Here is a 24,105-nt window from a genome sequence, read left to right on the forward strand (position 1 = left end):
ACGTGACGCGGTAATCACGTGGGGTGCGCCCGGCGGTCCGTGAGACCCTTGGTGTCAAACGCCCGCCGAAGGAAAGCCACGCAGTGACCGCAACCGACCGTTCCATCGAGCTCATCACCGCCGCCGCCCAGGCGGCCGCCGACAAGCTCGCCCACGACGTCATCGCCTACGACGTCAGCGACGTCCTGTCGATCACGGACGCCTTCCTGCTGGCCTCCGCGCCCAACGACCGCCAGGTCAAGTCGATCGTCGACGAGATCGAGGAGCGCCTCCAGAAGGAACTCGGCGTCAAGCCGGTGCGCCGCGAGGGCGACCGCGAGGCCCGCTGGATCCTGCTCGACTACGTCGACATCGTCGTCCACGTCCAGCACAGCGAGGAGCGCGTCTTCTACGCCCTGGAGCGGCTGTGGAAGGACTGCCCCGAGATCGAGCTGCCGGCCGACGCCAAGGCCACCCGCGGCAAGGCGGCGGCCCACGCCGAGCTGCAGGCCGCCGAGGACACCGTCGAGCCGGGCGGGGGGTGGTGATGAGCGCCACGGCCGAGGTGACCGACCGCAGGGGCCGCGGCCGCCGCATCATCCTGTGGCGGCACGGCCAGACCGCCTGGAACGTGGAGCGCCGCTTCCAGGGCTCCACCGACGTCGAGCTCACCGAGACCGGCGTCGGCCAGGCCCGCCGCGCGGCCCGCCTGCTCGCCTCCCTCGGCCCGGACTCGATCGTCTCCTCCGACCTGCGACGGGCCGCCGACACGGCCGCCCAGCTCGCGGCCCTCACCGGCCTCGACGTGATCCGCGACGAGGGACTGCGGGAGACGTACGCGGGCGTCTGGCAGGGCCTCACCCACGAGGAGATCATCGCCCGCCACGGCGACGAGTACGCCGCCTGGAAGCGCGGCGAGCCGGTCCGTCGCGGCGGCGGCGAACTGGAGACCGAGGTCGCCGACCGGGCCGCCCCCGTCGTGCTCCGGCACGCCGAGAAGCTCCCCGAGGACGGCACCCTCGTGGTGGTCAGCCACGGCGGCACCATCCGCACCACCATCGGCCGCCTCCTCGGCCTGGAGTCCCAGCACTGGGAGAGCCTTGGCGGTCTCACCAACTGCTGCTGGTCCGTGCTCGGCGAAGGCGCCCGCGGCTGGCGGCTCCTGGAGCACAACGCCGGCACCCTCCCGGAGCCCGTCCTCGGCGACGACGACTGAGAGCCGACGGCTGAGGGCCGATGCCTGAGGGCCGACGGCTGAGGATCCTCCGGTCACCCGGCCCGCGCCGAGACCCGGATTTCACTTTCCGGCAGGTCGCAGGCTAAAGTTCTTCTTGTTCACCCCGCCGAGCGGAAAGACGGGAAGAACGCAAGGGGCTATAGCTCAGTTGGTAGAGCGCCTGCATGGCATGCAGGAGGTCAGGAGTTCAATTCTCCTTAGCTCCACAGATCGACACTCCATGCACTGTCGAGTTGTCAAAGATCGGTGATGAGAATCCCGTCCTCTTCAGAGGGCGGGATTTCTCGTGTTCCACTCCCGGACGATCTCAGTGGCCTCCTCCTCCGTCACCGGCCACAGCCGCTGCCTGCGCTCCCGCAGCAACGCCACCCGCTCCCGCGCCCGTTCGTCCTCCGGTGTGTAGACCACGATCCGCGCCTCCGGCATCCCGTCGATCGACAGCGACTGCGACGTCATCCGCAGCTCGCCCACCGCCTCATGACGGAACGTCTTCACCCGCGGCCCCGGCTGTGCCACCGCCCCGCTCTCCCACAACCGGGCGAAGTACGGACTGGCATGGGACAGCGCCCGTATGAAGTCCTCCCAGGCCGGCTCGCCGACATGTCTGCCGTAGCAGGAACGCAGGGTCGCCACCATCACCGGCAGTTCACGCTGCAGGTGCACCACCGGGCAGGCGTCCTCCGAGATCGTGAACAGTGTCCACAGCACGTTCGGCACGCCGATCCGCACCGTCTCCGGCACCAGGAACAGGTCCCGGTAGGCGGCGTTGGTGGCCAGCACGTCGTAGCGCGAGGTGTACACCACCGCCATCAGCGGGTCGAGCGCGTCGATGATGCCCTGCACCTCCGCGCCGACCGACCGGGACAGCCCCTCCGGCATCGGGGCGAACGGCACCTCCGCCAGCCGGTACAGATGCTCCCGCTCCGGCAGGTCCAGCATCAGCGTCCGCGCCACCGCGTCCAGCACCTGCGCCGACGCGTTGATCGGCCGGCCCTGCTCCAGCCACGTGTACCAGGTCACACCCACGCCCGAGAGCTGGGCGACCTCCTCCCGCCGCAGCCCTGGCGTACGCCGCCGCAGCCCCGGCGGCATCCCGACGTCCGCGGGCTGCACCCGGGCCCGCCTGCTGCGCAGGAACGCGGCCAGCTCCGGCCTGCGGCGGTGTGCTGTCGTTGCCATCGTCACGTCCCCCGTCGTCACGTCCTCCATCGTGGGCGCGGCCGCCGTCCCCTGCCAGGTGCTGCCAGTACCAGCATCGGCGGGCTCTCGGCACCCGTACCGCCCCGCCGCCACGCTCGGACGCATGACGACGACATCCCGGACGGGACCAGGTCCCGCACCGGCTCCGACCCCTGCGAAAAGTGAAGCACCCGGCACTGACAACCGGCCCCGGCTGCTCCTCGCGGTCGTCCTCGCGGCCCTGTTCATGGCCGTGCTGGACGTCTTCATCGTGAACGTCGCGGCCCCCACGATGGGTTCCGAACTCCACGCCTCCGGCGCCGACTTGCAACTGGTCGTGGCCGGCTACGCCATCACCTACTCGGTACTGCTGATCACCGGCGCCCGACTCGGCGACCGGTTCGGCCACGGCCGGGTCCACCTGGCCGGCCTCGCCCTGTTCACGACGGCGTCGCTCGCCTGCGGCCTGGCCCAGGGGGCCACCGAGCTGATCGTGTTCCGGCTGGTGCAGGGTGCCGGATCGGCGGTGATGATCCCGCAGGTCCTCAGCATCATCCAGCGCTCCTTCACCGGCGAGGCCCGCATCCGGGCGCTCGGCGCCTACTCCGCGGTCCTCGCGGTCGGCGCCGCCGCAGGCCAGATCATCGGCGGCGTCCTGGTCAGCGCCGACCTGTTCGGCACCGGCTGGCGGCCGGTGTTCCTCGTCAACGTGCCCGTCGGCGCCGTACTCCTCGTCCTCGGCCGGCGCGCCCTGCCGCTCGGTGCCGGATCCGGTCCCGTGCGGGCACGCGGCCTGGACCTGCCCGGCCTGGTCCTGCTGGGGGCCGCCGTGTCGCTGCTGACGGTTCCGCTGGTGCTCGGCCAGGAGGAGGGCTGGCCGCTGTGGTCCTGGCTGTCCCTGGCCGCCGCCGTGCTCCTGTTCGCGCTGTTCTGCGGCTACGAGTCGAGGCTGGCCCGGCGCGGCGGCGCCCCGCTGATCGCTCTCCGGGTGCTCCGCCACCCCGGCATGGCCCTGGCCGTCCTGCGCATCCTCGCCGTCATGGCCGTCAACGCCGGATTCCTCTTCACTCTCACCCTGCACGTCCAGAGCGGCCTCGGCTACAGCGCGCTGCGCGCCGGTCTCACCTTCGCGCCGACCGCCGTCGTCTTCGGCGCGGTCGCCCTCACCTGGCGCAGGTGGCCGGCCGCCTGGCAGCGGGCGCTGACCCCGGCCGGGTTCGTGCTCACCGCGCTGGGCGTGACCGGCGTCGGGCTGGCCTTCCACGGGGGCGGCGACGGGGGCGCGCAGCTCTATGTCGCGTACGCCGGCTTGGGCGCGGGGCTCGCGCTCGCGTTCAGCCCCACGCTCACCGGCGCGCTCGCAACCGTGCGCCCCGAGGACGCGGCGGACGCCAGCGGACTCCTCGCGACCGTCACCCAGCTCGGTCAGCTCATAGGGGTCGCAGCGTTCGGCACACTGTTCTTGAACCGGCTTGAGTCAGTTGGGGGCCCGCAGGCGTATACCTCTGCGGAGGCGCTGTCAGCCTGCGCATGGGCGCTCGCCGCGACGGCGGCCGCGGGTGCCGTGTCCGGACTGGTACTGAGGCGTCGCTGACCGTATTGGTCCGGCCGTGGCAGAATCAAACGGCCGGAAGGGGGCGCGGCCCGACGGGAGGAGTAGCGATGCCTGCGAGCATCCTTGAGGAGGGCGGCCACCTCCTCGGTGCGGCGTTGATACGGGACACGACCACCCGGCTGCTCTGCCCTTCCTGCGGTTCCGTGCATGTCGCCCAAGTACTCGGCGACAACGGCGGGATCTCCTACGTGTGCACGGCCTGCGGCCACAGCTGGAGCTGATCGATGGGTGCACACAGGCGGAAGTGCGACTGGTGCGGGAGCGGCACACCGATCGTCCGCGACATGGAGCCGATCAACCCCGACTACCAGTACTGGTGCGAGGAATGCGCGCGGGCGCTGATCATAAAAGGCGACCCGATCGAGACCTACCGTGAGCTGGAGGGCGAGCCGATCTACGGCCGGCTTCTCGAAGAGCACTGCACGCTCAAGCGGTTCTATTCGTTCGTCACGGCCTGAGCGGGGCCCGGCTTCGGCAACGATGTCCGGGCGATCGCGAGGAACAGCACCCCGGTGACCGTGTAGAGCCCGGACAGCGTCAAGGCGACAGTGCCCTGGTGCAGTTCGGGCCGCCCGTGGCCGTGCGGCACCCACCACAGGGCGTACGAGAAGAAGACCAGCAGCGTGGCCGCGGCAGCTGTCCGCCGCCCACGCGTCCACAGCAGCAGCACCACCGGTACGCACCACACCCAGTGGTGCGACCAGGACACCGGGCTGATCAGCAGCGCGGTCACCGCGCAGACGGCCACCGCCCAGGCCCGCCGGCCCCGCAACTCCGCCGTCACCGCCACCGCGAGCCCCAGGACGGCCGTCAGGGCCGCCGTGGCGGCCCAGAGGGCTCCCGGGTCGGGAGTGTGCAGCAAGCGCGCCAGAACGCCGCGCAGGGCCTGATTCGCGGTCTCCTCGGCCCGGCCCACCCGCCCCGTCCGGAACACCATCCCGGTCCAGAACCGCCACGAGTCGTACGGCAGGACGGCCGCCGCCAGCAGGGTCGCCCCCGCGAAGGCGGCGGCCGCCCCGCGCGCGTGCCGCAGCCACGGACCCCCGTCCCGTCCTGCGAGGCGTGCGGCCAGGCCCGTGGCGAGCAGGAACACCGCGAACAGGGCGGGTGTCAGCTTGACCGCGGCCGCGAGCCCCACACCCACCCCCGCCCACCGGTCCGGGCGTTCGGCGGGACGGCGTGACAGATCCCACAGCACCAGTACGGCCAGCAGCAGATTGACCTGCCCGTAGCGCACGGTCGTCCACACCGGCTCGCACCACACCGCCGCCGCCGCGACCCACAGCACGCGCTCCACGCGCGCGTGCCCGACGAGCCGCATCGACAGCCCGACGAACACCAGCAGCAGGACGAGGTTCGCGGCCGTCGCCAGCGTGCGCATGCCCGTGACGTCCAGCAGTGTCAGCGGGGTGAACAGCAGCGCCGCGAACGGGGGGTAGGTGGACGGAAGATGAGCCGCCGTCGTACGCAGAGCGTAGAGATCGCCGCCCGCGCGGACGGTCGCCCCCTCCGCCCGGTAGACCATCAGGTCGATCATCGACACGTGCGCGGCCCGCTGGGCCACCCAGAACGCCGTGAACGACAGGAGACACGCTCCCAGGGCCACCGGCACCCGGCGCCGGGTCTCAGAGAACGCGATCACGGTCACGAAGGCCGACACTAGCGTCCGTATCCGTACAGAACGGAAACGATTTGGTGGTGCACCCCTTCGACCGTGTAATGTTGGCGTCGCCGCCGGGGAAACCGGGCGGAACGGGACAAGGGGCTATAGCTCAGTTGGTAGAGCGCCTGCATGGCATGCAGGAGGTCAGGAGTTCAATTCTCCTTAGCTCCACAGAAATCGAAGGCGGATCATCCGAACGGATGGTCCGCCTTTGGCGTTGCTCCGAAAACACTCGGAAACCTCTTTCGCGGGAACTTCGTTCGCGGATTCGCTCCGCACGCGTGGGGCGGGCCACCCGACCAGGGTGACCCGCCCCACATGCGTGCCGTGAAGTGTGCGATCAGCGTCCCAGCGCCCGGCGGCCGCGGCCCTGCGAGAGAACCGGCAGGTTCTTGGCCGGTGCCTGCGAACGTGTGTCCTCCTCCAGGCGCAGGGCGAGCGCCGGGCAGCGGCGCACCGCGCGCAGCGCCTTGGCCTCCGCGAACCGGGGCACCTTCGCCTGCGCGACGGTCGGGAAACCGTCCGCGCCCAGCTCGAAGACCTCCGGGAGGATGTCCGCGCACAGACCGTGGCCCCGGCACAGCGTCCAGTCGACGTAGATCTTCTGGCGGCTGCCGGCACCGTTGTCCTCGGGCTCTCCGCCGCCCGGGATGCCCGAAGGCATCTTGCCGTCCTCGAAGAGCGGCAGAACGCCCTCCACGGGCCGTCCGCAGCCGTTGCCGAGAACGTGCGCGGCCAGGTCGTCGGTGAACGCCTTGATCGTCGACTCGAGGAACATCGCGGAGCCGTCCGGGTGCGAGCACGCGCCGCGCCGCTTCACGTTCTTCGCGACCTGCTTGAGCGCCTCCAGGGCGGCCGGTCCGCCGCCGTTGAGGATGTCCTCCATGCCGCGCGCGGCCGCCGGCAGGCCCAGGTAGCAGGGACCGCACTGTCCCGCGCTCTCCTCCGCCAGCCACTGGGCGACCCGCAGTGACTCGCCCAGCGGGCAGGTCTCCTGCGTGATCGGCAGGATGGCGCCGGCGCCGAGCGCACCGCCCACCGCGTCGAGCGAGTTGCGGGAGACGATCGCCTCGTTGACCGTGGCCGCGTCGATCCACCTGCCGTGGTAGCCGCCGGTCAGCACACCCTGCGGCACCGGCGGGGCGCCGGCCAGCTGCAGGACGTAGCGCAGCGGCACGCCCGTGGGGACCTCGATCACCATGGGGCGGGCGACCGCCCCGGAGACCGTCAGCATGACGGTGCCCGGCTCGTCGTACAGGCCGGTGTTGCCGTAACGCTCCGGGCCGATACGGGCGGCGATCGCCAGCTGCGCGAACGTCTCCGCGTTCGACAGCAGCGTGGGCGCGCCGCCGACACCGTTCTGCGAGGCACTGGTCTTGCGGCCGGGCGGGATCGCCGGACCGCCGTCGATCGAGCGGATCAGCGACGCGGCGGCGCCGGTGACCATGCGGACCGGGTTGCGCTGGACGAACGCCTTCAGCGCCGAACGCCGGCCGTTGCTCAGACCGCGCTCGGCGAGCGCCTGCTCCATGGAGCGCTGCGTGGACTCCCGGGTGACCCCCACCACGAGCGTGCGGGCACCCAGCGCCTCGGCGCACAGCAGCGCACCGTCGAGGATCAGGTGCGGGGCACGGTTGATCAGGACCGTGTCCTTGCGGCAGGCCGGTTCGTCCTCACTGCCGTTGACGACGACGACCGGTCGTACGCCGCGCTTGATCGCCGCCTCGGCGACCGAGCGGAGCTTCTTGTGGAAGGGGAAGCCCGCGCCGCCGCGGCCCTTCAGGTTGATGCGTTCGGAGAGCTGCGCGAGCTGCTCCCCGCCCAAGGGTTCAAGCGGCCCGTGCACCTTGAGGTGCATGGGCAGATCGAGTCTTTCGACAAGGTCGAAGCCCGACGTGAGCTGCGGAAGGCCGACCACGCGGACTTCTGGGACGTCGGGCAGGGCCTCGTTCACCTATAGCCTCCGGAAGGCGTGTTCCAAGGTTCGCCCGAACCCGGGGCGTCGAAGGACGCTCCGGGCGGTGGTTCGTTGGCGGGACCGCTGTTGTACGTGTCATTCGAGTTGTACGTCCCGTACCGGGCGTTCGTCTCACTCGTGTCGTACACATCACGTCCGGCCGTGCCACCGGCGCCCGGATTGCCATAGGCGGGGATGTTGTATCCGGTGTCCTGGAGCGGGTCGTACGTCGACCTGGGGGCCTCGCCGACCGGCGGCGGGGACGGGATCGGCCAGCTGCCCGAGGTGCTGGACGGGCCGTCCACGCGCTCCATGCGCGCGGTCTGGCCGGCCGCGAACGGCGACTGGGGCTGGCCGGGGGACGTGGCCCGGTAGGCGGCGGCGAAGCCGGAAGCCGGATCGGGGCCGGGTGCGGCGGCCGCCGCGGACGGGAACAGCGGGTTCGACTGCGAGGTCGCCGTGTCGGCGCGCGACGCCCTCGGCTCGCGCTCGCGCATGGCCTCGTAGCCCGGCAGCGCGGACTCGCCCACCCGGGCGCGGCTGGCGTCCAGGTCGTCCAGCTCCGGTCGCTCCGAACTGCCCAGGACGGAGACGAGGCGGTCGGCGACCCTCCGCTTGAACGGGCGCGGGGCGGCGCGCAGCGCCAGTGCGGCCATCACGCCGACCAGGCACAGGTCGTACGAGATCATGAAGAACGGCTTCGCGGCGCGGCCCGCGTACAGGCCGTGGATCAGCGCGGCGCACCAGGCCGGGTAGGCCAGCATGTGCATGGCACGCCAGCGGGCCGCGACGACGGCCGGGGCGGCGAAGTTGCTGCGCAGGGCGCCGGTGACGCCTACGAAGATCATCAGCAGTCCGGCCAGCGAGCCGAGCCCGATCAGGCCGGCGCTTCCGGTGATGCCGAGCGAGAACGGAATGATCGCGGCGATCACCACGGTGTGATCGAGGGCGATCTTCGTGACGATGTGCACCAGCAGGAACGCGATCGAGGCGACCGCGGTCGTCCGGTGCACCGCCTGGCCGACGATTCGCTGGCGGGTGTTGAGGAAGATGCGGTCCTGTGCGATCAGACCCCAGATCACCGAGCAACTCAGCGAGACGAGCGAGAGTACGCCCGCGCCGAAGTTCAGGAACGACTGGAACTGGCTGCCTCCGCTCAGCACGACCACGGGTATGAGCAACAGGACGACAGCGGACGCCACCCCCCAGGCCGAACGGCCTGGCTTGGGAAGCGAGCTGTTACTACGACGAGGGTTCATGGGGGCAACTCCGAGCAGTTCGGGAAAGCGGTCCCGGTGCCGCAGCCTAAGTGGCGCCATACCGATCAGTACGAGGTTTGAGTTATTGCGTTGTTATCAAAGAGTCATGCAGCCCTTGTGATGTCCTTTAGCGGACGTTACGCGAAGTAATTTTTGAACCTGGTTCAACTCTCGTCCCGATGGTCGCCTCAGACACACGTGTCAACCATTGATACGCAAGCGCGTCGCAGCTTGCTCAAGGGCTGCGGTACCCTGACGCCATGCGTGCCGTACGCCTTCTGCTTAGCGGGCCGCGCTGATCAGTCCCGACCGCCGGACGAAACGGTTGGTCGGCATCGGCGCGGCGTCCCCTCCTGTGTGAGGGGATTTTTCGTTTCTAGAACGTTCGCAGCCGCAGGCAGAGACGACCGATGGAGCTTTGAGGATCATGAGCGAGACGAACCCCGCTGCCGCCGCCACGTCGGCGGAGGCCGCGCCGCACCGCTACATGGCCGCCCTGGCGGCCGAGATCGAGGCACGCTGGCAGGACTTCTGGGACGCCGACGGCACCTACGCAGCACCGAACCCCACGGGCGACCTGGCCGGCGACCCCGGGCTGGTCGCCAGGCCCAAGAAGTTCATCATGGACATGTTCCCGTACCCGTCCGGTGCGGGCCTGCACGTCGGACACCCCCTGGGCTACATCGCCACGGACGTCTTCGCCCGCTTCCAGCGGATGAACGGCCACAACGTCCTGCACACCCTGGGCTTCGATGCCTTCGGCCTGCCCGCCGAGCAGTACGCCGTGCAGACCGGCACGCACCCGCGCGTGTCCACCGAGGCCAACATCGAGAACATGAAGGTCCAGCTGCGCCGGCTGGGCCTGGGCCACGACAAGCGCCGGTCGTTCGCCACGATCGACCCGGACTACTACAAGTGGACCCAGTGGATCTTCCTGCAGATCTTCAACTCCTGGTACGACGACGAGGCGAAGAAGGCCCGCCCGATCTCCGAGCTGATCGCCCAGTTCGAGTCCGGTGAGCGTGCCGTACCGGGTCACACGCGCGCGTGGAACGAGCTGACCGCCGCCGAGCGCGCCGACGTCCTGGGCGAGTTCCGCCTGGCCTACGCCTCCGACGCACCGGTCAACTGGTGCCCCGGCCTGGGCACCGTGCTGGCCAACGAGGAGGTCACCGCCGACGGCCGTTCCGAGCGCGGCAACTTCCCCGTCTTCAAGGCCAAGCTGCGCCAGTGGAACATGCGCATCACCGCCTACGCCGACCGCCTGCTGGACGATCTGAACGAGCTGGACTGGCCCGAGGCCATCAAGCTGCAGCAGCGCAACTGGATCGGCCGCAGCGAGGGCGCCCGCGTCGACTTCCCGATCGACGGCGAGAAGATCACCGTCTTCACCACGCGACCCGACACCCTGTTCGGCGCGACCTACATGGTGCTGGCTCCCGAGCACCCGCTGGTCGACCAGTTCGTCCCGGCGGCCTGGCCCGAGGCCACCCACGACGTGTGGACCGGCGGCCACGCCACCCCTGCCGAGGCCGTCGCCGCGTACCGTGCGCAGGCCGGCGCCAAGTCCGACGTGGAGCGGCAGGCCGAGGCCAAGGACAAGACCGGTGTGTTCACCGGCGCGTACGCGACCAACCCGGTCAACGGCGACAAGATCCCGGTGTTCATCGCCGACTACGTGCTGATGGGCTACGGCACCGGCGCGATCATGGCCGTACCGGCCGGCGACCAGCGCGACTTCGAGTTCGCGCGCGCCTTCGAGCTGCCGATCGTCTGCATCGTCGAGCCGACCGACGGACGCGGCACCGACACGTCGACGTGGGAGGACGCCTTCGCCTCGTACGACGCGAAGATCGTCAACTCCTCCAACGACGACATCAAGCTGGACGGTCTGCCGGTGGCCGAGGCCAAGGCCCGTATCACCGAGTGGCTGGCCCGCAAGGGCATCGGCGAGGGCACCGTCAACTTCCGGCTGCGCGACTGGCTGTTCAGCCGCCAGCGTTACTGGGGCGAGCCCTTCCCGATCGTCTACGACGAGGACGGCGTCGCCCACGGGCTGCCCGAGTCGATGCTGCCGCTGGAACTGCCGGAGGTCGACGACTACTCGCCGCGCACCTTCGACCCGGAGGACGCCGACACCCAGCCCGAGACGCCGCTGTCGCGCGACGAGGACTGGGTCAACGTCACCCTGGACCTGGGCGACGGGCCGAAGAAGTACCGCCGCGAGACCAACACCATGCCCAACTGGGCCGGTTCCTGCTGGTACGAGCTGCGCTACCTGGACCCCCACAACAACGAGCAGCTGGTCGACCCGCAGATCGAGCAGTACTGGATGGGTCCGCGCGAGGGCATGCCGCACGGCGGTGTCGACCTGTACGTCGGCGGTGCCGAGCACGCCGTGCTGCACCTGCTGTACGCCCGTTTCTGGTCGAAGGTCCTGTACGACCTGGGGCACGTCTCGTCCGCCGAGCCGTTCCACAAGCTGTTCAACCAGGGCATGATCCAGGCCTACGTCTACCGCGACGCGCGTGGCTTCCCGGTGCCCGCCGCCGAGGTCGAGGAGCTGGGCGGCGAGTACTACTACCAGGGCGAGAAGGTCACCCGCCTGCTGGGCAAGATGGGCAAGTCCCTGAAGAACGCGGTGACTCCCGACGAGATCTGTGCCGAGTACGGCGCCGACACGCTGCGTCTGTACGAGATGGCGATGGGCCCGCTGGACGTCTCCCGGCCGTGGGACACGCGCGCGGTGGTAGGCCAGTTCCGGCTGCTGCAGCGGCTGTGGCGCAACATCATCGACGAGGCCACCGGCGAGGTCACCGTCACCGGCGCCGATGCGGACGAGGAGACGCTGCGCGCCCTGCACAAGGCGATCGACGGTGTCCGCCAGGATCTGGAGGGCCTGCGCTTCAACACGGCCATCGCCAAGGTCACCGAGCTGAACAACCACCTGACGAAGGCGGGCGGCGCGGTGCCGCGTCAGGTCGCCGAGCCGCTGGTGCTGATGATCGCGCCGCTGGCCCCGCACATCGCCGAGGAGCTGTGGCGCAAGCTGGGCCACACCGACTCGGTCGTGCACCGGGACTTCCCGGTCGCCGACCCGGACTACGTCGTCGACGAGACCGTCACCTGCGTCGTACAGATCAAGGGCAAGGTCAAGGCCCGTCTGGAGGTGTCGCCTGCCATCTCCGAGGAGGAGCTGGAGAAGGTGGCGCTGGCCGACGGGACGGTCGTGAAGGCGCTGGGCGGTGCCGGGATCCGCAAGGTGATCGTGCGCGCGCCGAAGCTGGTGAACATCGTCACGGCGTGACACCGCGGACCGTCTCCGGGTGGTCCCCTACGGGCAGGTTCGGGGTTTTTCTGGAACTCCGGGCCTGCCCTTTGCGTTTACCGTTGTGGGGCACGGCCATCCACGCCGTGCCCGGAAACGGCCGGGGTGGTGGGCAGCGAGGAGGAGCACCGTGGAAGCAGTGATCGCCGTATTCGCCGTTCTCTTCCTGCTCTTCGTCGCCGGTGGGGCGTACGTCACGTTCAAGGCGGTCGGTGCCGCCAAGCGCGGGGTGGACCGTACGATCACCCAGGCCCGGCGCACGGTCGAGGAGCACACGCTGCGCGCCAAGTCCATGGTCCAGATCGGCCCGGCGGGCGAGATCGCCCAGCTCCGGCTCGCCCTGCGCACCTCGATGCGGGCCACCCAGGACGCGTTGTACGCGGGCGTCGCCGAGGACGAGTCGTTGAAGGAGTCCCTCGGCCTCTTCCAGCGCCTCAGCGCGCACGGGCAGGAACTGGACGGCGAACTCAGGCGCCTGGAGTCCGAACCGGACCGGGCCACGCTCGCCACGCGCCTGCCCGAACTGCGCCGCCGCACCGAGCGCATCACCGAGTCCGCGGACGCGTTGCGCTGGGCGGCCCGCGACCGGGCCCGCCGCTTCGCCGACGACGATCTTGACACCCTGAGCACCCAGATCGGCGTCGAGGCGGACGCCCTGCGGCACTGGACCCGGCCGGACCCGGCCGCGCAGACCGCGCCGTGGCCCGAGGCCGCCGCCGGCCCCGGCGACCGTCAGACCTGGCCCGAGCAACCCCGGCCCGCCGCGGCCGAGGACCCGGTGCAGCCCGCGATCACCCCTCCCGGCCGCCCTCGGGCGTACCCCTGGCAGAAGAAGCCCCGGCCGGAGAGCACCACTTGACACGGCCGGTCCCGGTCCGAGCCGCCGGGGGCGGGCTGCCGTGCCCGGGCTACGCCAGGTAACCTCCAGCTCATGTCCCGCCATGTCGCGATCGTCACCGATTCAACGGCCTACCTGCCGCCGCGGACGGTGGAGCGCCACGGCATCACCGCGGTACCCCTGACCGTGGTCCTCGGCGACCGGGCGCTCGAAGAGGGTACCGAGATCTCGACGCGTTCCCTGGCCCAGGCTTTGCAGAAGCGGCGCCCCGTCACCACGTCCCGGCCCAGCCCGGAGGTGTTCGCCGAGACGTACCGCAGGGTCGCCGGGGCCGGGGCCACCGGCATCGTCTCGCTCCACCTGTCCGCCGAACTGTCGGGCACCTACGACGCGGCGGTCGTCGCCGCCCGCGAGGCACCCGTTCCGGTGCGCGTGGTGGACACCGGGATGGTCGCGATGGCCCTCGGTTTCTGCGCGCTCGCTGCGGCCGAGGCCGCCGAGGCGGGCGGCACCGTCGACGAGGCCGTCACGGCGGCGGAGAAGCGGGCAGCCGGCACCTCCGCGTACTTCTACGTCGACACCCTCGACTATCTGCGCCGCGGCGGCCGCATCGGCACCGCCCAGGCCCTGCTGGGTTCCGCGCTCGCCGTGAAGCCCCTGCTCCAGCTGGACGGCGGCCGGATCGAGCTCCTGGAAAAAGTACGGACGGCGTCCCGGGCCATCGCCCGCCTCGAGGAGCTCACCGCCGAGCGCGCGGGCGGCGCCGAGGTGGACATCGCCGTCCACCATCTGGCCGCCCCGGACCGTGCCTCGGCCCTCGCCGACAGGCTGCGGGCGCGGGTGCCCGGGCTGGTCGACCTGCACGTGAGCGAGGTCGGCGCGGTCATCGGCGCGCACACCGGCCCCGGGCTGCTCGGGGCGGTCGTCTCGCTGCGGTGACCTGTGGATCCGGGAGCGTGAGCATCGGCATCATCACTCGTGAGGGTGGCGGAGTTGTCCACAACCCGGCCGCGGTCCACGGAAACTGACCAAGATCATCGTGGATCGGCGGGAAGCCCGATCCTCGTCGCATGGCACTTCGATCACGCTCACACGAGACACATGCGACCAGTGGCCCGGGCCGGGGCCCCACCTCCGACGGCCGCACCCGGCACCGGCGGTCCCCGGTCCGGGCCGGTGTCCGGCGCCGCCCCGCCCCGGCGGACGAACTGCGCCGCCGGGCGGAACTCCTCTTCGGTGAACGGGCCGTCGCCGGGCCGCCATTGCCGGGGCAAGGACCGCCCACCGCGGAAACGGTGACCGGCACCGGTGCGGCGACCGGACTGACCGCGGCCGCGACCGCGGTGCGCACGGCCACGGCCGGAGTACGCACCGCCGCGGCGGCCCTGTCCACGGCAGCGGCCGTGATGTCGTCGGCCCGTGCGCTGGCCGGTGAGGCCACGGCGCGGCGCGAGCCGGCGCTGCCCGGGCTGCGGTCCCGGGTCGGGCTCGCCGTACGGGAGCGGATGCCGGTGTGGCTGCAGACGCGCTGCGGGCTGGAACGCCGGGGCGCGGTCGCCCTCGGGGTGGTCCTCGTCGTGGCCGCGGCGCTGGCCGTGCAGCACTTCTGGGCGGGCCGGACGGAGTCCGTGAGCGCACCGGAGGTGGTGCGCGCGGAGGCACCGTACGAGAAGGGCGAGGAGCAGGCACCGGCCGCTGGAGCCGCCGCTGCCGGAGCCGGTACCGCCGCGGCGCCCGGTGCGCTCGGCGGGTCCGGAGGATCCGGCGCAGCCGGCAGGACTGCTGGGGAGATTGTGGTGGATGTCACCGGGAAGGTCCGCGACCCGGGGGTCCACACACTGCCGGCCGGGTCCCGGGTGACCGACGCGCTGCGGGCGGCGGGCGGGGTGCGGCCCGGTACGGACACCGACGGACTCAACCGCGCCCGCTTCCTGACGGACGGCGAACAGATCGTCGTCGGGGGCCCCGCCCCGCCGGCCGCACCGGGCCAGGCCGTGGGTGGTGCCGCGGCGGGAGCCGGCCCGTCCGCCCCCGTCTCCCTGAACACCGCGACCGTGGAGCAACTCGACGCACTGCCCGGAGTCGGCCCGGTGCTGGCCCAGCACATCGTCGACTTCCGCACCCAGCACGGCGGTTTCCGTTCGGTCGACGAACTTCGCCAGGTCAGGGGCATCGGTGACCGCCGCTACTCCGACCTGCGGGACCTGGTACGGCCATGAGGCGCGTGACCGACGGCGCGGCCCCGGGACCCGTGGCCGGACACCGGGCCGTGCACGCCGGCCCGGGGCAGCGGCTCGGGACCGCGCACGCCCGGCAGGACGCGCGGGCCGACCTGCGGCTGGTGCCGCCCGCGTTGGCCGTCTGGGCGACGGCGGCGCTGGCACTGGACGCGCCGCCCGGGTGGACGGCCGGTACCGCCGTCGCCTGCCTGGTCGCCGGGATGATCATGCTGCGGCTCGGCCGGGCGCGCCCCCGGCCCGGGACGGTGACCGTCGGCGCCGGGTCCGCCCGGCCGGCCTGGCGGCAGGCCTCGGCCGGCGCGCTGCTCCTCTGCGTCGCCGGGGCGGCCGCCTCCGCGGGGCTGCACGGGGCGGACGTACGCCGCGGACCGGTTCCCGCGCTGGCCCGCGAGTACGCCACCGTGACCGCGGAGGTGGAGCTCACGGGTGACCCCTGGGCCGCCCGGCCACGCGTGCGGGGGGACCACGCCACTCCGGCCGCCGTGCTGGTGCGCGGCGAGGTACGGCGGGTGGAGAAGGCTGATGGGACCGCGGTGACGACGCGTTCCCCGGTGCTGGTGGCCGTGGACACGGGGGTGCGGGCGCCCGGTAGTGGTGGCCGGACGCGGTGGCTCGGGCTGCTGCCCTCCACACGGCTGCGGGTGAGCGGTCGGCTGGCGCCGGCCACGGCCGGCGGGGACCGGGTCGCCGCGATGCTGCGGGTGCGGGAGCGCCCCGCGCCGATGGTGGTGGGGGAACCGAGCGGGCCGCAGCGGCTGGCCGGGCGGTTGCGGGCCGGGTTGCGGGAGGCGACCGACGGGCTGTCCGAGGACGCGCGGGCGCTGCTGCCCGGGCTGGTCGTCGGGGACACCTCACGGATCACACCGGAACTGGACGAGGCGTTCGAGGTGACCGACCTCGCGCACACCCTCGCGGTGTCGGGCAGCAACCTCACCATCCTGCTCGCCCTGCTCGTCGGACCGCCGGGACTGGCCCAGCAGGCCGAGCGCCGGGGGCTGGCTCCGCGCCTCGGGCTGTCGCTGCGGGCGACCGCGCTGTTCGCGTCGGCGCTCACGCTCGCCTTCGTCGTCGTGTGCCGGCCGGACCCCAGCGTGCTGCGGGCCGCGGCCTGCGGCGCGGTCGCCCTGCTCGCCCTGGCGACCGGCCGCCGCAGGTCCCTGGTCCCGGCGCTGGCGACGGCGGTTCTGCTGCTGGTGCTGTACGACCCGTGGCTGGCCCGTAGTTACGGCTTCCTGCTGTCGGTGCTGGCCACCGGTTCGCTGCTGATGCTGGCGCCCGGGTGGAGCGAGGCGCTGCGGCGGCGCGGGGTGCCGGAGCGGCTGGCCGAGGGGCTGGCGGCGGCCGCGGCGGCGCAGGCGGTGTGCGGGCCGGTGGTCGCGGTGCTGTCGGCGCGGGTGAGTCTGGTGGCGGTGCCCTGCAATCTGCTGGCGGAGATCGCGGTCGCGCCGGCCACGGTCCTGGGGTTCGGGGCGCTCGTGGCGGCTCCGGTGGCGATGCCGGTGGCCAAGTTGCTGGCGTGGTGCGCCGGCTGGCCGGCCGGATGGATCGCGGGGATCGCCCGGGCCGGGGCCGGGCTGCCGGGTGCGGGCGTGGACTGGCCCGGGAGCTGGGTGGGGGCGCTGTTGCTGGTCGGGGTGACGGTGGCCGTCGTACTGCTGGGGCGGCGGTTGCTGCGGCATCCGTGGTGGTGCGGGGTGCTGGGGGTGCTGCTCGTGCTGCTGGTGGTACGGCCGGCGCCGCTGACCCGGGTGATCACGGGCTGGCCGCCGCCCGGCTGGCGGCTGGCGATGTGCGACGTCGGGCAGGGCGACGCGACCGTGCTCGCGGCGGGCGCGGGCACGGGAGTGGTGGTGGACGCCGGGCCCGATCCGGCGTTGGTCGACCACTGTCTTCGGGAACTCGGCATCACCCGGATCCCGCTCGTCGTTCTCACCCACTTCCACGCCGACCATGTGGCGGGGCTGCCCGGGGTGCTGCGCGGGCGTGAGGTGGCACAGATCGAGACGACCGGGTTCGAGGAACCCGCGGACCAGGCCGAGTTCGTCAGGAGGCAGGCTGCCGAGCACCGTGTCCCGGTCACGCGGGCGGTCGCCGGGGAGCGGCGCAGGGCCGGGCCGCTGGACTGGCGGGTGCTGTGGCCGCCCCCGGACCCGGCCCCGGAGCCGGACGGACCGAACGACGCCAGTGTCGCCCTGCTGGTCCGCTCGGCCGGACTGCGGATGCTGCTGCTCGGGGACCTCGAACCCCCGGCCCAGCAGGAGCTGCTGAGATCACCGGCCGCTGCCGGACTGGGCCGGGTGGATGTGCTGAAGGTGGCCCATCACGGGTCCGCCTATCAGGATCCGCAGTTGTTGCGGCTGGTTGCGCCACGGGTCGCGCTCATCTCGTGCGGGGCGGACAACCCGAAGGGTCGTGACTTCCAGTTCTAGCACGTCTGCCCTGGTCAGCGCACCCACACGGCAGTCAGGCGGGGTGCATGAGCGTCGGTTTCAGGGCACCGGAGGAACCGCGAATTTCCGTACGCTGATCAAGGTAGAAAACACAGCGCCCCGGCAGGAAGGGTGAAGGCTTCCACGCCGGGGCTAACCGACTGAATGGGAGTCGGCATGACCGAGCCTATCGGCACTGAGCAACTCCGCGACCGGACCGAGGAACACGTCATTTGCGCGGCACGCAACGATGCTGCCTACGCGCTGGCCATGGCACAGCGTCCGGAAGTCTCTCGGGATGAGCTTCTCACCCTGATCGAAAAGTTGGCGGGTGCCGTGAGGGAGGTTGCCCACGTGGCGGAAATGCGCGGGGAACGACTCAGCGAACCGTCGTACGCCCCGGCAGCAAGGGCACTGGAAACGGCGCTGCGGGAGGCTCTGAGTCAGCGCTGAGCACATCGGCAGCGATGAGCCCCGCCCATGCGCCACGGGGGAGCAACGCACGGACGGGGCAGCCGACATACGCTGAGCAATCGGCGTAGCCCAGCGAGCCGGGGTCATTCGTTCCGCGTCACGCGGGCATGGTCAGTCGCCACGCGCCGGAAGAGATCATGCGTAGGGTTCCGGCCGGTGTGTTGAAGCGCCCAGTCCTGCGCTGCCTCTTGGGTGTCCTGGGGGCCGGAATCCTCCTCGCAGCCCGGTGCAGCGCAGAACGCTTCGTAGATCCACCCGCCCTCTTCCTGGTGCCGGATCGTGTGCGGGACGTACCGCAGAATCGCGCGGGTCATGCGGACGCCTCAGCGGGGCTCTCGCTGTCGCTGTCGTCCTCTTCGGCGTCGGGCGCAGACAGGCGCAGCCCCCGGCTCTCAGCGATCCGCAGAGCGTCAGTCAGGCACTCGGACAGGCGCAGCGCTGTGTACCTGACTTCAGCGTTGGGGGTCATCGGGTCGGCCAGCACCTTGCGCGCAGCGCTGAGCACGTCCGCACCCATCGCAAGCTGTACTGCCTCGAAGTCGTCAGCGAGCCGAGACAGGAACCCGCCCGGGTCGTCGGTGCTCAACATGCACCGCTTGCCGTCCTCGGTCGTCCACGGCAGCAACCGGGGCCGGTGTCCCGTCGACACGTCAGCAAGGTGCTGCCGTCGCGGCCGGTCACCGTCTGTTCTGTGCATCGCTTCGGCCCCCTTCGCCGCTGATCCGTAAGGGGACCGTACGGGCGGCCGGCGAGCCAATCCACATGCGCAGAGCGGTAGTTGAGTCAGGCGGCGCGCCGAACTACCACGCTCCGTGGTACCTCAGCCAGCGACCCCGAGGTGTGCCGCCATGGTGCGCATCTCTTCCGTCAGCGTCCGCTTGCGAGTCTTCAGGATGTCTGCCATCACGCGCCGTGCCATGGGCTGATGAGTCAGCCACACGTCAGCTGTCTCGCGCAGGTTGCCCAACTCGTCCATGGCGTCCTGGTGGGACCCAAGCAGGACATGAGCCCGTGCGACGTCGAGCCGGTGACGGCCCCAGTTGTTCGTACTCAGCCGCCCGAAGTTCTTCACGGCCTTGGGGCTCAGGGGCCCGTCGTCAGCGCGCCGCAGAACACCACGCGCGTCACCGACAAGGGCCAGATCCTCAACGGCTTTCGCCTCAGCGGTGACAGGGCCAAACGCGCTCCAATGCGTCGGGAAGTCCGTGTGTTCCCGCTCCAGGGCGCCCCCGGCCGTTCCTGCCATTCGGCGGGCATGCTTCGCCACGTCTGGCCGGTTGTTCCTCCGCCCTGCTGCCGCAACCCGTAGCCACAGCTCACCCCAGACAGCGAGTTGCGCGGGCGTCGCCTCGGACATGCGCGGCTCGATCTCCGCTGCCGTCTGCGCTGCAAGAGTCTCCGACTCGTCGAATCGGTCCTGCCGGAGCAGCAGCCAGCACAGACCGACAACTCCCGTTGCTGCCAACTGAGTTTGGCCAGTCTCGCGGGCAAGCCGGATTGCCTCAGCCAGCGCGAAGTAAGCCATGTCGTACTGCCGGACCTGGGTCAGGTACTTGCCTGCCAACAGCAGCGCATGCGCCCTCGCGATCATGGCGTGCTGCTGCTCTTCGCCCTCAAGGATCGCAACGGCCGCTTCGGAGGAACGCAGCAAGCCGGGAAGCTTCCGGGCAACCGAGGTGTACCGATCCGCCTGGTAGAGCGCATGGCCGTCCTGTACGCCCTGCCTGATGACCGATGGTTCCGCAGCCTCACCAGGCTCTGCCAGGGGCGCAGCGAGCCCGATAGGGGGCATGAGGGCACGGCGCAGTTCTGCCAGGCTCCTGCGGTTCGCTTCGTCCCGCTGACCCAGCACGGGCTCAGGCGCCTCGCTGGCGAACAGATCGGACGTCGACACCCCTAACGCACCAGCGAGTGACGCAAGGGTGTCCATGCTGACGTGCCCGCCCTGCTCCGCCTTGCGCACGGTGCTCAGCGACAGGTCGGCAGCTTCGGCCAACCCCTCTTGGCTCAGCCCTGCCGTGCGCCGGTACTTCCTGACGTTGTCGGCCAACCCTGTGGACATCGGCACCACCTCAACACCCAGGGTACGCACTCGCCGTAGCGGAGCAACGCCGTTAGGTCAAGCCGGGTTCGCGTCCGGCTGCTGAGGGGGCATGATCGGTGCTCCGTGCCGGGAATGGGCACAAGTTCGAGGGAGGGCGTATGGCGGGGAACCTTGGCCCGTACGAGGAGTTCACGACAGCCGCAGGCAAAGCGGGGGGCGTAGACAAGCTGATCAGCAGCATCGAAAAAGCTGCCGCATCAAAAGGGTTCGGCAAGGGTGTCAGGGCGGGGGTGGCTGGCGCACTGGTAGTAGTCGGGAGTGCAGCCGCTGTGAAACGTTCCTTGGACGCTCGAAAAGCAGCCCGTGAAGCACTGGCCGACGAGTCAAAAGAGATTCTGAAGACCAAGGTTGGCGACAACCCGGAGAACGGCAACGGCAGGAAGTAGCTGTACAAACTCGAAAAGCCCCGTACCGGCCACCGGGGGAGGTAGCGGGTACGGGGCGGGGCGCTGGCTACGCCTCTGGTTCGTCCATGTCGGCCAGCTTGCGCAGTGCCTCGCGCATGACCTTGTTGAAGGTGCGTCCTGATTCCTCAGCGATGCGGTGTAGTGCTTCCATCTCGTCCGGCCGTAGGTGGACACGGATTCGGTTGTGACTCATGCGGCAACCTCTTCAGTCAGTCGTAGGTATCGGCGTCCGGTGCGTTCGGACACCCCAAAGTGGTCAGCGACCATTCGGCCGGTCACCGGTCGGCCATAGCGGGCAGCGAGAACGGCCACGGTCGCGTTCATGTCCTCGGCGGTCGGCGGGGTAGTCAGGGCGTCCGCCTCGCTGTCCGGCGCTGTGTCGGCAAAGTCCTGCCAGAGGTCATCAGCCGGCCACGTGTCCTCAGCGGGCATTGGAGCGGCTACCAGGGGCGCAAGGTCTACAGGGTCCGGTACGGCCACGGCAGGCGCCTCAGCGGACGGCAGGGGGCGCGCTGGCCGGTGCATCCGGTAGAGGGTCACGGGGAACACGGCATGCAGCCCAGCGGACACCCAGGTATCGACGCTGGCGAGTGACTCGGCGGTCAGCACTCCGGCCACATTGGCGGCCACGGCGACGGACACAGCGAGCAGGACGTCACGGCCGGACCGGACGGCCCAGACAAGGAACAGGTCGACGGCCAGGGGCACGGCGTAGGACGGCCAGCCAGGGACACCGTGGGTCATGGCTAGGTGTTGCTGGGTGGCAAAGCTGATGAGCATGGCGGCCAACAGGGCTGCGTATCGGGCCCAGTTAGCTACTGAATGATGGGTCAGCAAGGGGACTCCAGAAATAGAAACGCGCCCGAATCGGGGCGGTGTGCGGAATCGCTTGACCGGCGCGCTGCCCGCCCGGAGCATGACGGCATGGACGCGGGAACAGCCGCCGTGCTGGGGGCACTTGCAGGGTCGCTAGCGACGATCGGCGCAGCGCTGGCGACGGGTTGGGCGCAGCGGGAAGGGGCGCGTATCGCTGCGCGGGCCGAACACCGCAGGGAAAGGCGAGAACCGCGCCTGGCGGCCTATAAGGAGTTTATTTCTGTGGCGTCAGAGTTTCGCGAGCAATCAACGTTTCTCGCCGTAAGTGACTTCATACTCGAAGAGCTTGACGAGGCCAGAGCAGACTCACTTTTCCAGGCATCGAGAGCAATTAAAAACAGCGCCTTGGAAGCCTCTTTGGCTGGGCCTCAACGAGTCAGTAAGGAAGTCATCAAAATTCAGCGCCTGAGTGGCGAATTGTCATCCAATGCTTCGCTACTCAAGCATACGATGGATAATCCCGAGACTGTAAATCAGCGGCTTCAGCGCAGGTTCCTCAAACAAACCGTGACCACTGCACGGGAACTTAACCGGGCAATTGACAATTTCGTTCTTCGAGCGCAGGCAGCCTTGGACGATGACGGCAGCGCAAGCTAGGCGCCTTCCGTCTTTCGGCGCTGGCGACGCTCGCGCTGGTATTCCGTCTTGCACTGTCGGCACCAGCGCTGCAAGCCACGGTGCGCACAGAATGCAAAGGCGTCCTCTGGCTTGTCCTGGTTACAGCGAGTGCATGTGATCAGGTAATCCACTTGCTCACTCCTAGTGATGCGCGGAATCGGGCATTGGGGTGTAGAACCACTCTTTCAACCGGGCGCACCCCCCAGCGCCCTCCCCCGCGTTCAAGGTCCCCAGGGCCGGCAGGGGTCACCCCCCACCCCCGTGTCACTCTCTGTGAAGCTGAACGCGAATCAGCAAAGGTCGAGCAGGTCACGCAGCGTGCCGAGTGCCTCATATACATCGGTGCGTGCGCTGTCGGTCGGCATGAGCACGTGGTCAGTGAGGGTCCGAACCACGCGCGCCGGATTCTGATCGAACATCAGCCAGTCAGCGCGGGCAGGCGCACGACGACCAGCGCAGGCAGCCTCAGCGATGCGCACAGCAGCGAGGTAGGCAGGCTCACGCGAGGGGGTCAGGTAGGGCGCCAGGGTGGACAGGGGGTCAGTCATGGGTTCCTCTCAAGCCAAGGGGCCGAGCAGATACCAGAGTTGGTAGGTGGTCCACTCGGCCCCAAGGGCGTAGCTGCTTACTTCCTGCTCAGCTTGTGTCGGGTGTACGAGGTAGCCGCAGCGCGAGCCTTGCGCAGCTCGACCAGGGCCAGCGAGGTGCGACCGGCAGCGCTGCGCTTGGCGTCGCCAGACTCGGCAGCAGCCTTGACTACGGCGCCCTGCACGCTGGTCACGATGGCCTGCGCTAGGTCGCTCTCCACGCCGTTAGCGGCCAGGAAGCGCGTCAGGTACGTGCTGTCGGCCACCAGGGCAGCCAGGCTGTCAGAACCGCTGGCAAGCTGCTTCAGTGTGTCTGCCAGCGCGCCGGGGCTGTTCGTGGTGGTCGTGCGGCGGGTGACCATGTCCAGGTCGGCGCGGGCGGTCATCGCGTCAGCCTGCGCCAGCGTCGGGCGAGCAGCCTCATAGAGCAGCGCCTGAGCAATCATCAGCTTTCCATCAGCGTCAGCGAGCGACTCGCTGATCTTGCCCTGCGCATCCTTGATGGCCTCCCCGGCCAGAGCCTCACGACCGGCCGGGTAGAGCCGGATATCGGCGCGGAACCCATCCGCCTTGGTGCGCGCGTTGGTGGCCGTGGCGACAGTCCCCGTAATCGCGCTGGACGCCTCGCTGACAATCTGGCGGACATCAGCGGGCAGGTTCGCCGACAGGTCCGCAGACGAGCGGAAAGCAGCCGCGAAGCTGTCAACGTCAGCGCCCATCGAGGCAATGGCAGCCTTTACCGGGTCCGGCGCAGACGGGCGAACGTAAGGAGTGATGGGGTTCTCTTCAGTACCGGTACCGGTGTACTCAGTCATGGTTGGTCTCCGATCAATTGTGGGCGCCGGTCGGCGCATAGGTATTGACTTCGTGGGCAGTGCGCTTGGCGTGGCCGTGCCCGGATACAGCGTCACGGCGCAGGGCGCAGGTGTCTTTGTGAGTACTTCCGTGGGACCAGTGAGGGCGCTGCGTTTCTGGCTGGCGCAGAATTACGCGGGAATGGCAGCTAGGGCAGAGGAACGGCGCCCCATCGGCCGGTGCGTCCTCTGCGCTGAATATGTCCACCAGGGGCAGCGAGAGGGCGTAGAGCACGGCTACCGGCTCGCGTAGTAGTTGGCCAGCGCGCCAGTACGGGCAGCGAGCAAATCGGCATGCGCCTGCACCAGGTCCGCGAATACGCCGACAGCTTCGGCACTGGGCTCGTCTTGGTCGAGCAAGTGATTACCGACCTTTTCGATTAGGTCGCTGATGATCTGGCGCTCACGCTTGGGGCGATTGAGGGCGACCAGATCGGCCGGCGTAGGGATATCAGTCATTT

The 24,105-nt window shown here is 70.1% G+C and carries 25 protein-coding genes and 2 tRNA genes; 15 read left to right on the plus strand and 12 right to left on the minus strand.

Features of this window, described 5'->3' with window-relative positions:
* Positions 1–83: 83 nt before the first annotated feature.
* The 3 genes from rsfS to KVT45_RS20760 all read left to right on the plus strand — a co-directional run bounded on the left by rsfS (position 84) and on the right by KVT45_RS20760 (position 1,422).
* Positions 84–527, plus strand: a complete 444-nt coding sequence (rsfS, locus tag KVT45_RS20750; RefSeq protein WP_217549553.1) for a ribosome silencing factor — start codon at positions 84–86, stop codon at positions 525–527.
* A complete protein-coding gene (locus KVT45_RS20755) occupies positions 527–1,195 on the plus strand; it encodes a histidine phosphatase family protein (protein ID WP_217549555.1) in 669 nt (222 codons plus the stop codon). The genes rsfS and KVT45_RS20755 overlap by 1 nt, the downstream gene beginning before the upstream one ends.
* Positions 1,196–1,349: 154 nt before the next feature.
* Positions 1,350–1,422, plus strand: a tRNA-Ala gene (locus KVT45_RS20760).
* Between the two features lie 61 nt (positions 1,423–1,483).
* Here the strand turns inward: KVT45_RS20760 and KVT45_RS20765 are convergent.
* Complete coding sequence (locus KVT45_RS20765; RefSeq protein ID WP_217549557.1) at positions 1,484–2,395, minus strand: helix-turn-helix transcriptional regulator; 912 nt, start codon at positions 2,393–2,395, stop codon at positions 1,484–1,486.
* Between the two features lie 247 nt (positions 2,396–2,642).
* On the opposite strand from KVT45_RS20765, the gene KVT45_RS20770 reads away from it, so the two are divergent.
* The 3 genes from KVT45_RS20770 to KVT45_RS20780 all read left to right on the plus strand — a co-directional run bounded on the left by KVT45_RS20770 (position 2,643) and on the right by KVT45_RS20780 (position 4,468).
* Positions 2,643–3,989, plus strand: coding sequence for an MFS transporter (locus KVT45_RS20770; protein ID WP_254647115.1), 1,347 nt, complete (start codon positions 2,643–2,645; stop codon positions 3,987–3,989).
* Positions 3,990–4,057: 68 nt separating this feature from the next.
* Positions 4,058–4,231 (plus strand): hypothetical protein, encoded by a 174-nt coding sequence (locus KVT45_RS20775; RefSeq protein WP_107436402.1) that lies wholly within the window; start codon positions 4,058–4,060, stop codon positions 4,229–4,231.
* 3 nt (positions 4,232–4,234) lie between these two features.
* A complete protein-coding gene (locus KVT45_RS20780) occupies positions 4,235–4,468 on the plus strand; it encodes a hypothetical protein (RefSeq protein WP_006136074.1) in 234 nt (77 codons plus the stop codon).
* On the opposite strand, the gene KVT45_RS20785 is transcribed toward KVT45_RS20780, so the two are convergent.
* The gene (locus KVT45_RS20785; protein ID WP_308310831.1) at positions 4,447–5,658 is read right to left on the minus strand and encodes a glycosyltransferase 87 family protein; all 1,212 of its coding nucleotides are present in this window, start codon (positions 5,656–5,658) and stop codon (positions 4,447–4,449) included. The genes KVT45_RS20780 and KVT45_RS20785 overlap by 22 nt on opposite strands.
* 113 nt (positions 5,659–5,771) lie before the next feature.
* Here KVT45_RS20785 and KVT45_RS20790 point away from each other — a divergent pair.
* Positions 5,772–5,844: transfer RNA gene (locus KVT45_RS20790), tRNA-Ala, on the plus strand.
* Positions 5,845–6,013: 169 nt separating this feature from the next.
* Here the strand turns inward: KVT45_RS20790 and KVT45_RS20795 are convergent.
* Positions 6,014–7,627: an NADH-quinone oxidoreductase subunit NuoF family protein gene (locus KVT45_RS20795; RefSeq protein WP_089106800.1), complete on the minus strand. Its 1,614-nt coding sequence runs from the start codon at positions 7,625–7,627 to the stop codon at positions 6,014–6,016.
* Entirely contained in the window at positions 7,624–8,889 is a 1,266-nt protein-coding gene (locus KVT45_RS20800; protein ID WP_217549561.1) for a cytochrome b/b6 domain-containing protein, read from the minus strand. Before KVT45_RS20800 ends, KVT45_RS20795 begins: the two co-directional genes overlap by 4 nt.
* 427 nt (positions 8,890–9,316) lie before the next feature.
* Here KVT45_RS20800 and leuS point away from each other — a divergent pair, with 427 nt between their 5' ends.
* The 6 genes from leuS (at position 9,317) to KVT45_RS20830 (ending at position 18,177) form a co-directional block, all read left to right on the plus strand.
* Positions 9,317–12,196 carry a leucine--tRNA ligase gene (gene leuS / locus KVT45_RS20805; protein ID WP_217549563.1) on the plus strand — a complete coding sequence of 960 codons (2,880 nt, stop codon included), beginning with the start codon at positions 9,317–9,319 and terminating at the stop codon, positions 12,194–12,196.
* 151 nt (positions 12,197–12,347) lie between these two features.
* Complete coding sequence (locus KVT45_RS20810) at positions 12,348–13,076, plus strand: hypothetical protein (protein ID WP_217549565.1); 729 nt, start codon at positions 12,348–12,350, stop codon at positions 13,074–13,076.
* Positions 13,077–13,148: 72 nt separating this feature from the next.
* A complete protein-coding gene (locus tag KVT45_RS20815) occupies positions 13,149–13,994 on the plus strand; it encodes a DegV family protein (protein ID WP_217549567.1) in 846 nt (281 codons plus the stop codon).
* Between the two features lie 131 nt (positions 13,995–14,125).
* Entirely contained in the window at positions 14,126–15,274 is a 1,149-nt protein-coding gene (locus tag KVT45_RS20820; protein WP_217549569.1) for a ComEA family DNA-binding protein, read from the plus strand.
* Positions 15,271–17,724, plus strand: coding sequence for a ComEC/Rec2 family competence protein (locus KVT45_RS20825; RefSeq protein WP_217549571.1), 2,454 nt, complete (start codon positions 15,271–15,273; stop codon positions 17,722–17,724). The genes KVT45_RS20820 and KVT45_RS20825 overlap by 4 nt, the downstream gene beginning before the upstream one ends.
* Before the next feature lie 177 nt (positions 17,725–17,901).
* On the plus strand, positions 17,902–18,177 hold the full coding sequence (locus KVT45_RS20830) for a hypothetical protein (protein WP_217549572.1): 276 nt from the start codon (positions 17,902–17,904) through the stop codon (positions 18,175–18,177).
* A gap of 331 nt (positions 18,178–18,508) precedes the next feature.
* Here KVT45_RS20830 and KVT45_RS20835 read toward each other — a convergent pair whose 3' ends face one another.
* Both KVT45_RS20835 and KVT45_RS20840 read right to left on the minus strand, forming a co-directional pair.
* Positions 18,509–18,787 carry a hypothetical protein gene (locus tag KVT45_RS20835; RefSeq protein ID WP_254647070.1) on the minus strand — a complete coding sequence of 93 codons (279 nt, stop codon included), beginning with the start codon at positions 18,785–18,787 and terminating at the stop codon, positions 18,509–18,511.
* Positions 18,788–19,018: 231 nt separating this feature from the next.
* Positions 19,019–20,260, minus strand: coding sequence for a helix-turn-helix domain-containing protein (locus KVT45_RS20840; protein ID WP_217549576.1), 1,242 nt, complete (start codon positions 20,258–20,260; stop codon positions 19,019–19,021).
* 140 nt (positions 20,261–20,400) lie between these two features.
* On the opposite strand from KVT45_RS20840, the gene KVT45_RS20845 reads away from it, so the two are divergent.
* Positions 20,401–20,688, plus strand: a complete 288-nt coding sequence (locus KVT45_RS20845) for a hypothetical protein (RefSeq protein WP_217549578.1) — start codon at positions 20,401–20,403, stop codon at positions 20,686–20,688.
* 67 nt (positions 20,689–20,755) lie between these two features.
* On the opposite strand, the gene KVT45_RS20850 is transcribed toward KVT45_RS20845, so the two are convergent.
* Together KVT45_RS20850 and KVT45_RS20855 are read right to left on the minus strand one after the other, a co-directional pair.
* Positions 20,756–20,902: a ribbon-helix-helix protein, CopG family gene (locus KVT45_RS20850; RefSeq protein WP_217549580.1), complete on the minus strand. Its 147-nt coding sequence runs from the start codon at positions 20,900–20,902 to the stop codon at positions 20,756–20,758.
* A complete protein-coding gene (locus KVT45_RS20855; protein WP_254647119.1) occupies positions 20,899–21,489 on the minus strand; it encodes a transfer protein spdA in 591 nt (196 codons plus the stop codon). Before KVT45_RS20855 ends, KVT45_RS20850 begins: the two co-directional genes overlap by 4 nt.
* A gap of 144 nt (positions 21,490–21,633) precedes the next feature.
* On the opposite strand from KVT45_RS20855, the gene KVT45_RS20860 reads away from it, so the two are divergent.
* Positions 21,634–22,182: a hypothetical protein gene (locus KVT45_RS20860; RefSeq protein ID WP_217549584.1), complete on the plus strand. Its 549-nt coding sequence runs from the start codon at positions 21,634–21,636 to the stop codon at positions 22,180–22,182.
* A gap of 311 nt (positions 22,183–22,493) precedes the next feature.
* On the opposite strand, the gene KVT45_RS20865 is transcribed toward KVT45_RS20860, so the two are convergent.
* The 4 genes from KVT45_RS20865 to KVT45_RS20880 form a co-directional block, all read right to left on the minus strand.
* Positions 22,494–22,751: a hypothetical protein gene (locus tag KVT45_RS20865; RefSeq protein ID WP_217549586.1), complete on the minus strand. Its 258-nt coding sequence runs from the start codon at positions 22,749–22,751 to the stop codon at positions 22,494–22,496.
* Positions 22,752–22,828: 77 nt separating this feature from the next.
* Positions 22,829–23,605, minus strand: coding sequence for a hypothetical protein (locus KVT45_RS20870; RefSeq protein ID WP_217549588.1), 777 nt, complete (start codon positions 23,603–23,605; stop codon positions 22,829–22,831).
* 13 nt (positions 23,606–23,618) lie between these two features.
* Complete coding sequence (locus KVT45_RS58450; protein WP_217549590.1) at positions 23,619–23,879, minus strand: competence protein CoiA family protein; 261 nt, start codon at positions 23,877–23,879, stop codon at positions 23,619–23,621.
* Positions 23,880–23,881: 2 nt separating this feature from the next.
* On the minus strand, positions 23,882–24,103 hold the full coding sequence (locus tag KVT45_RS20880) for a hypothetical protein (protein ID WP_217549592.1): 222 nt from the start codon (positions 24,101–24,103) through the stop codon (positions 23,882–23,884).
* Between the last annotated feature and the right edge of the window lie 2 nt (positions 24,104–24,105).

Origin of the sequence: Streptomyces sp. GbtcB6, assembly GCF_019091475.1 — a bacterium.
GTDB lineage: Bacteria > Actinomycetota > Actinomycetes > Streptomycetales > Streptomycetaceae > Streptomyces > Streptomyces hyaluromycini.

Excerpts from the sequence above, each read along its gene's own strand:
- leuS (WP_217549563.1), top strand. The coding sequence starts at position 9,317 with ATGAGCGAGACGAACCCCGCTGCCGCCGCCACGTCGGCGGAGGCCGCG.
- KVT45_RS20865 (WP_217549586.1), bottom strand. The coding sequence starts at position 22,751 with ATGACTGACCCCCTGTCCACCCTGGCGCCCTACCTGACCCCCTCGCGT.
- KVT45_RS20840 (WP_217549576.1), bottom strand. The coding sequence starts at position 20,260 with ATGTCCACAGGGTTGGCCGACAACGTCAGGAAGTACCGGCGCACGGCA.
- KVT45_RS20850 (WP_217549580.1), bottom strand. The coding sequence starts at position 20,902 with ATGAGTCACAACCGAATCCGTGTCCACCTACGGCCGGACGAGATGGAA.
- KVT45_RS20825 (WP_217549571.1), top strand. The coding sequence starts at position 15,271 with ATGAGGCGCGTGACCGACGGCGCGGCCCCGGGACCCGTGGCCGGACAC.
- KVT45_RS20815 (WP_217549567.1), top strand. The coding sequence starts at position 13,149 with ATGTCCCGCCATGTCGCGATCGTCACCGATTCAACGGCCTACCTGCCG.
- KVT45_RS20755 (WP_217549555.1), top strand. The coding sequence starts at position 527 with ATGAGCGCCACGGCCGAGGTGACCGACCGCAGGGGCCGCGGCCGCCGC.
- KVT45_RS20770 (WP_254647115.1), top strand. The coding sequence starts at position 2,643 with ATGGCCGTGCTGGACGTCTTCATCGTGAACGTCGCGGCCCCCACGATG.
- KVT45_RS20830 (WP_217549572.1), top strand. The coding sequence starts at position 17,902 with ATGACCGAGCCTATCGGCACTGAGCAACTCCGCGACCGGACCGAGGAA.
- KVT45_RS20855 (WP_254647119.1), bottom strand. The coding sequence starts at position 21,489 with ATGCTCATCAGCTTTGCCACCCAGCAACACCTAGCCATGACCCACGGT.
- KVT45_RS20820 (WP_217549569.1), top strand. The coding sequence starts at position 14,126 with ATGGCACTTCGATCACGCTCACACGAGACACATGCGACCAGTGGCCCG.
- KVT45_RS20765 (WP_217549557.1), bottom strand. The coding sequence starts at position 2,395 with ATGGCAACGACAGCACACCGCCGCAGGCCGGAGCTGGCCGCGTTCCTG.
- KVT45_RS20780 (WP_006136074.1), top strand. The coding sequence starts at position 4,235 with ATGGGTGCACACAGGCGGAAGTGCGACTGGTGCGGGAGCGGCACACCG.
- KVT45_RS20845 (WP_217549578.1), top strand. The coding sequence starts at position 20,401 with ATGGCGGGGAACCTTGGCCCGTACGAGGAGTTCACGACAGCCGCAGGC.
- KVT45_RS20870 (WP_217549588.1), bottom strand. The coding sequence starts at position 23,605 with ATGACTGAGTACACCGGTACCGGTACTGAAGAGAACCCCATCACTCCT.
- KVT45_RS20860 (WP_217549584.1), top strand. The coding sequence starts at position 21,634 with ATGGACGCGGGAACAGCCGCCGTGCTGGGGGCACTTGCAGGGTCGCTA.
- KVT45_RS20775 (WP_107436402.1), top strand. The coding sequence starts at position 4,058 with ATGCCTGCGAGCATCCTTGAGGAGGGCGGCCACCTCCTCGGTGCGGCG.
- KVT45_RS20835 (WP_254647070.1), bottom strand. The coding sequence starts at position 18,787 with ATGTTGAGCACCGACGACCCGGGCGGGTTCCTGTCTCGGCTCGCTGAC.
- KVT45_RS20880 (WP_217549592.1), bottom strand. The coding sequence starts at position 24,103 with ATGACTGATATCCCTACGCCGGCCGATCTGGTCGCCCTCAATCGCCCC.
- KVT45_RS20800 (WP_217549561.1), bottom strand. The coding sequence starts at position 8,889 with ATGAACCCTCGTCGTAGTAACAGCTCGCTTCCCAAGCCAGGCCGTTCG.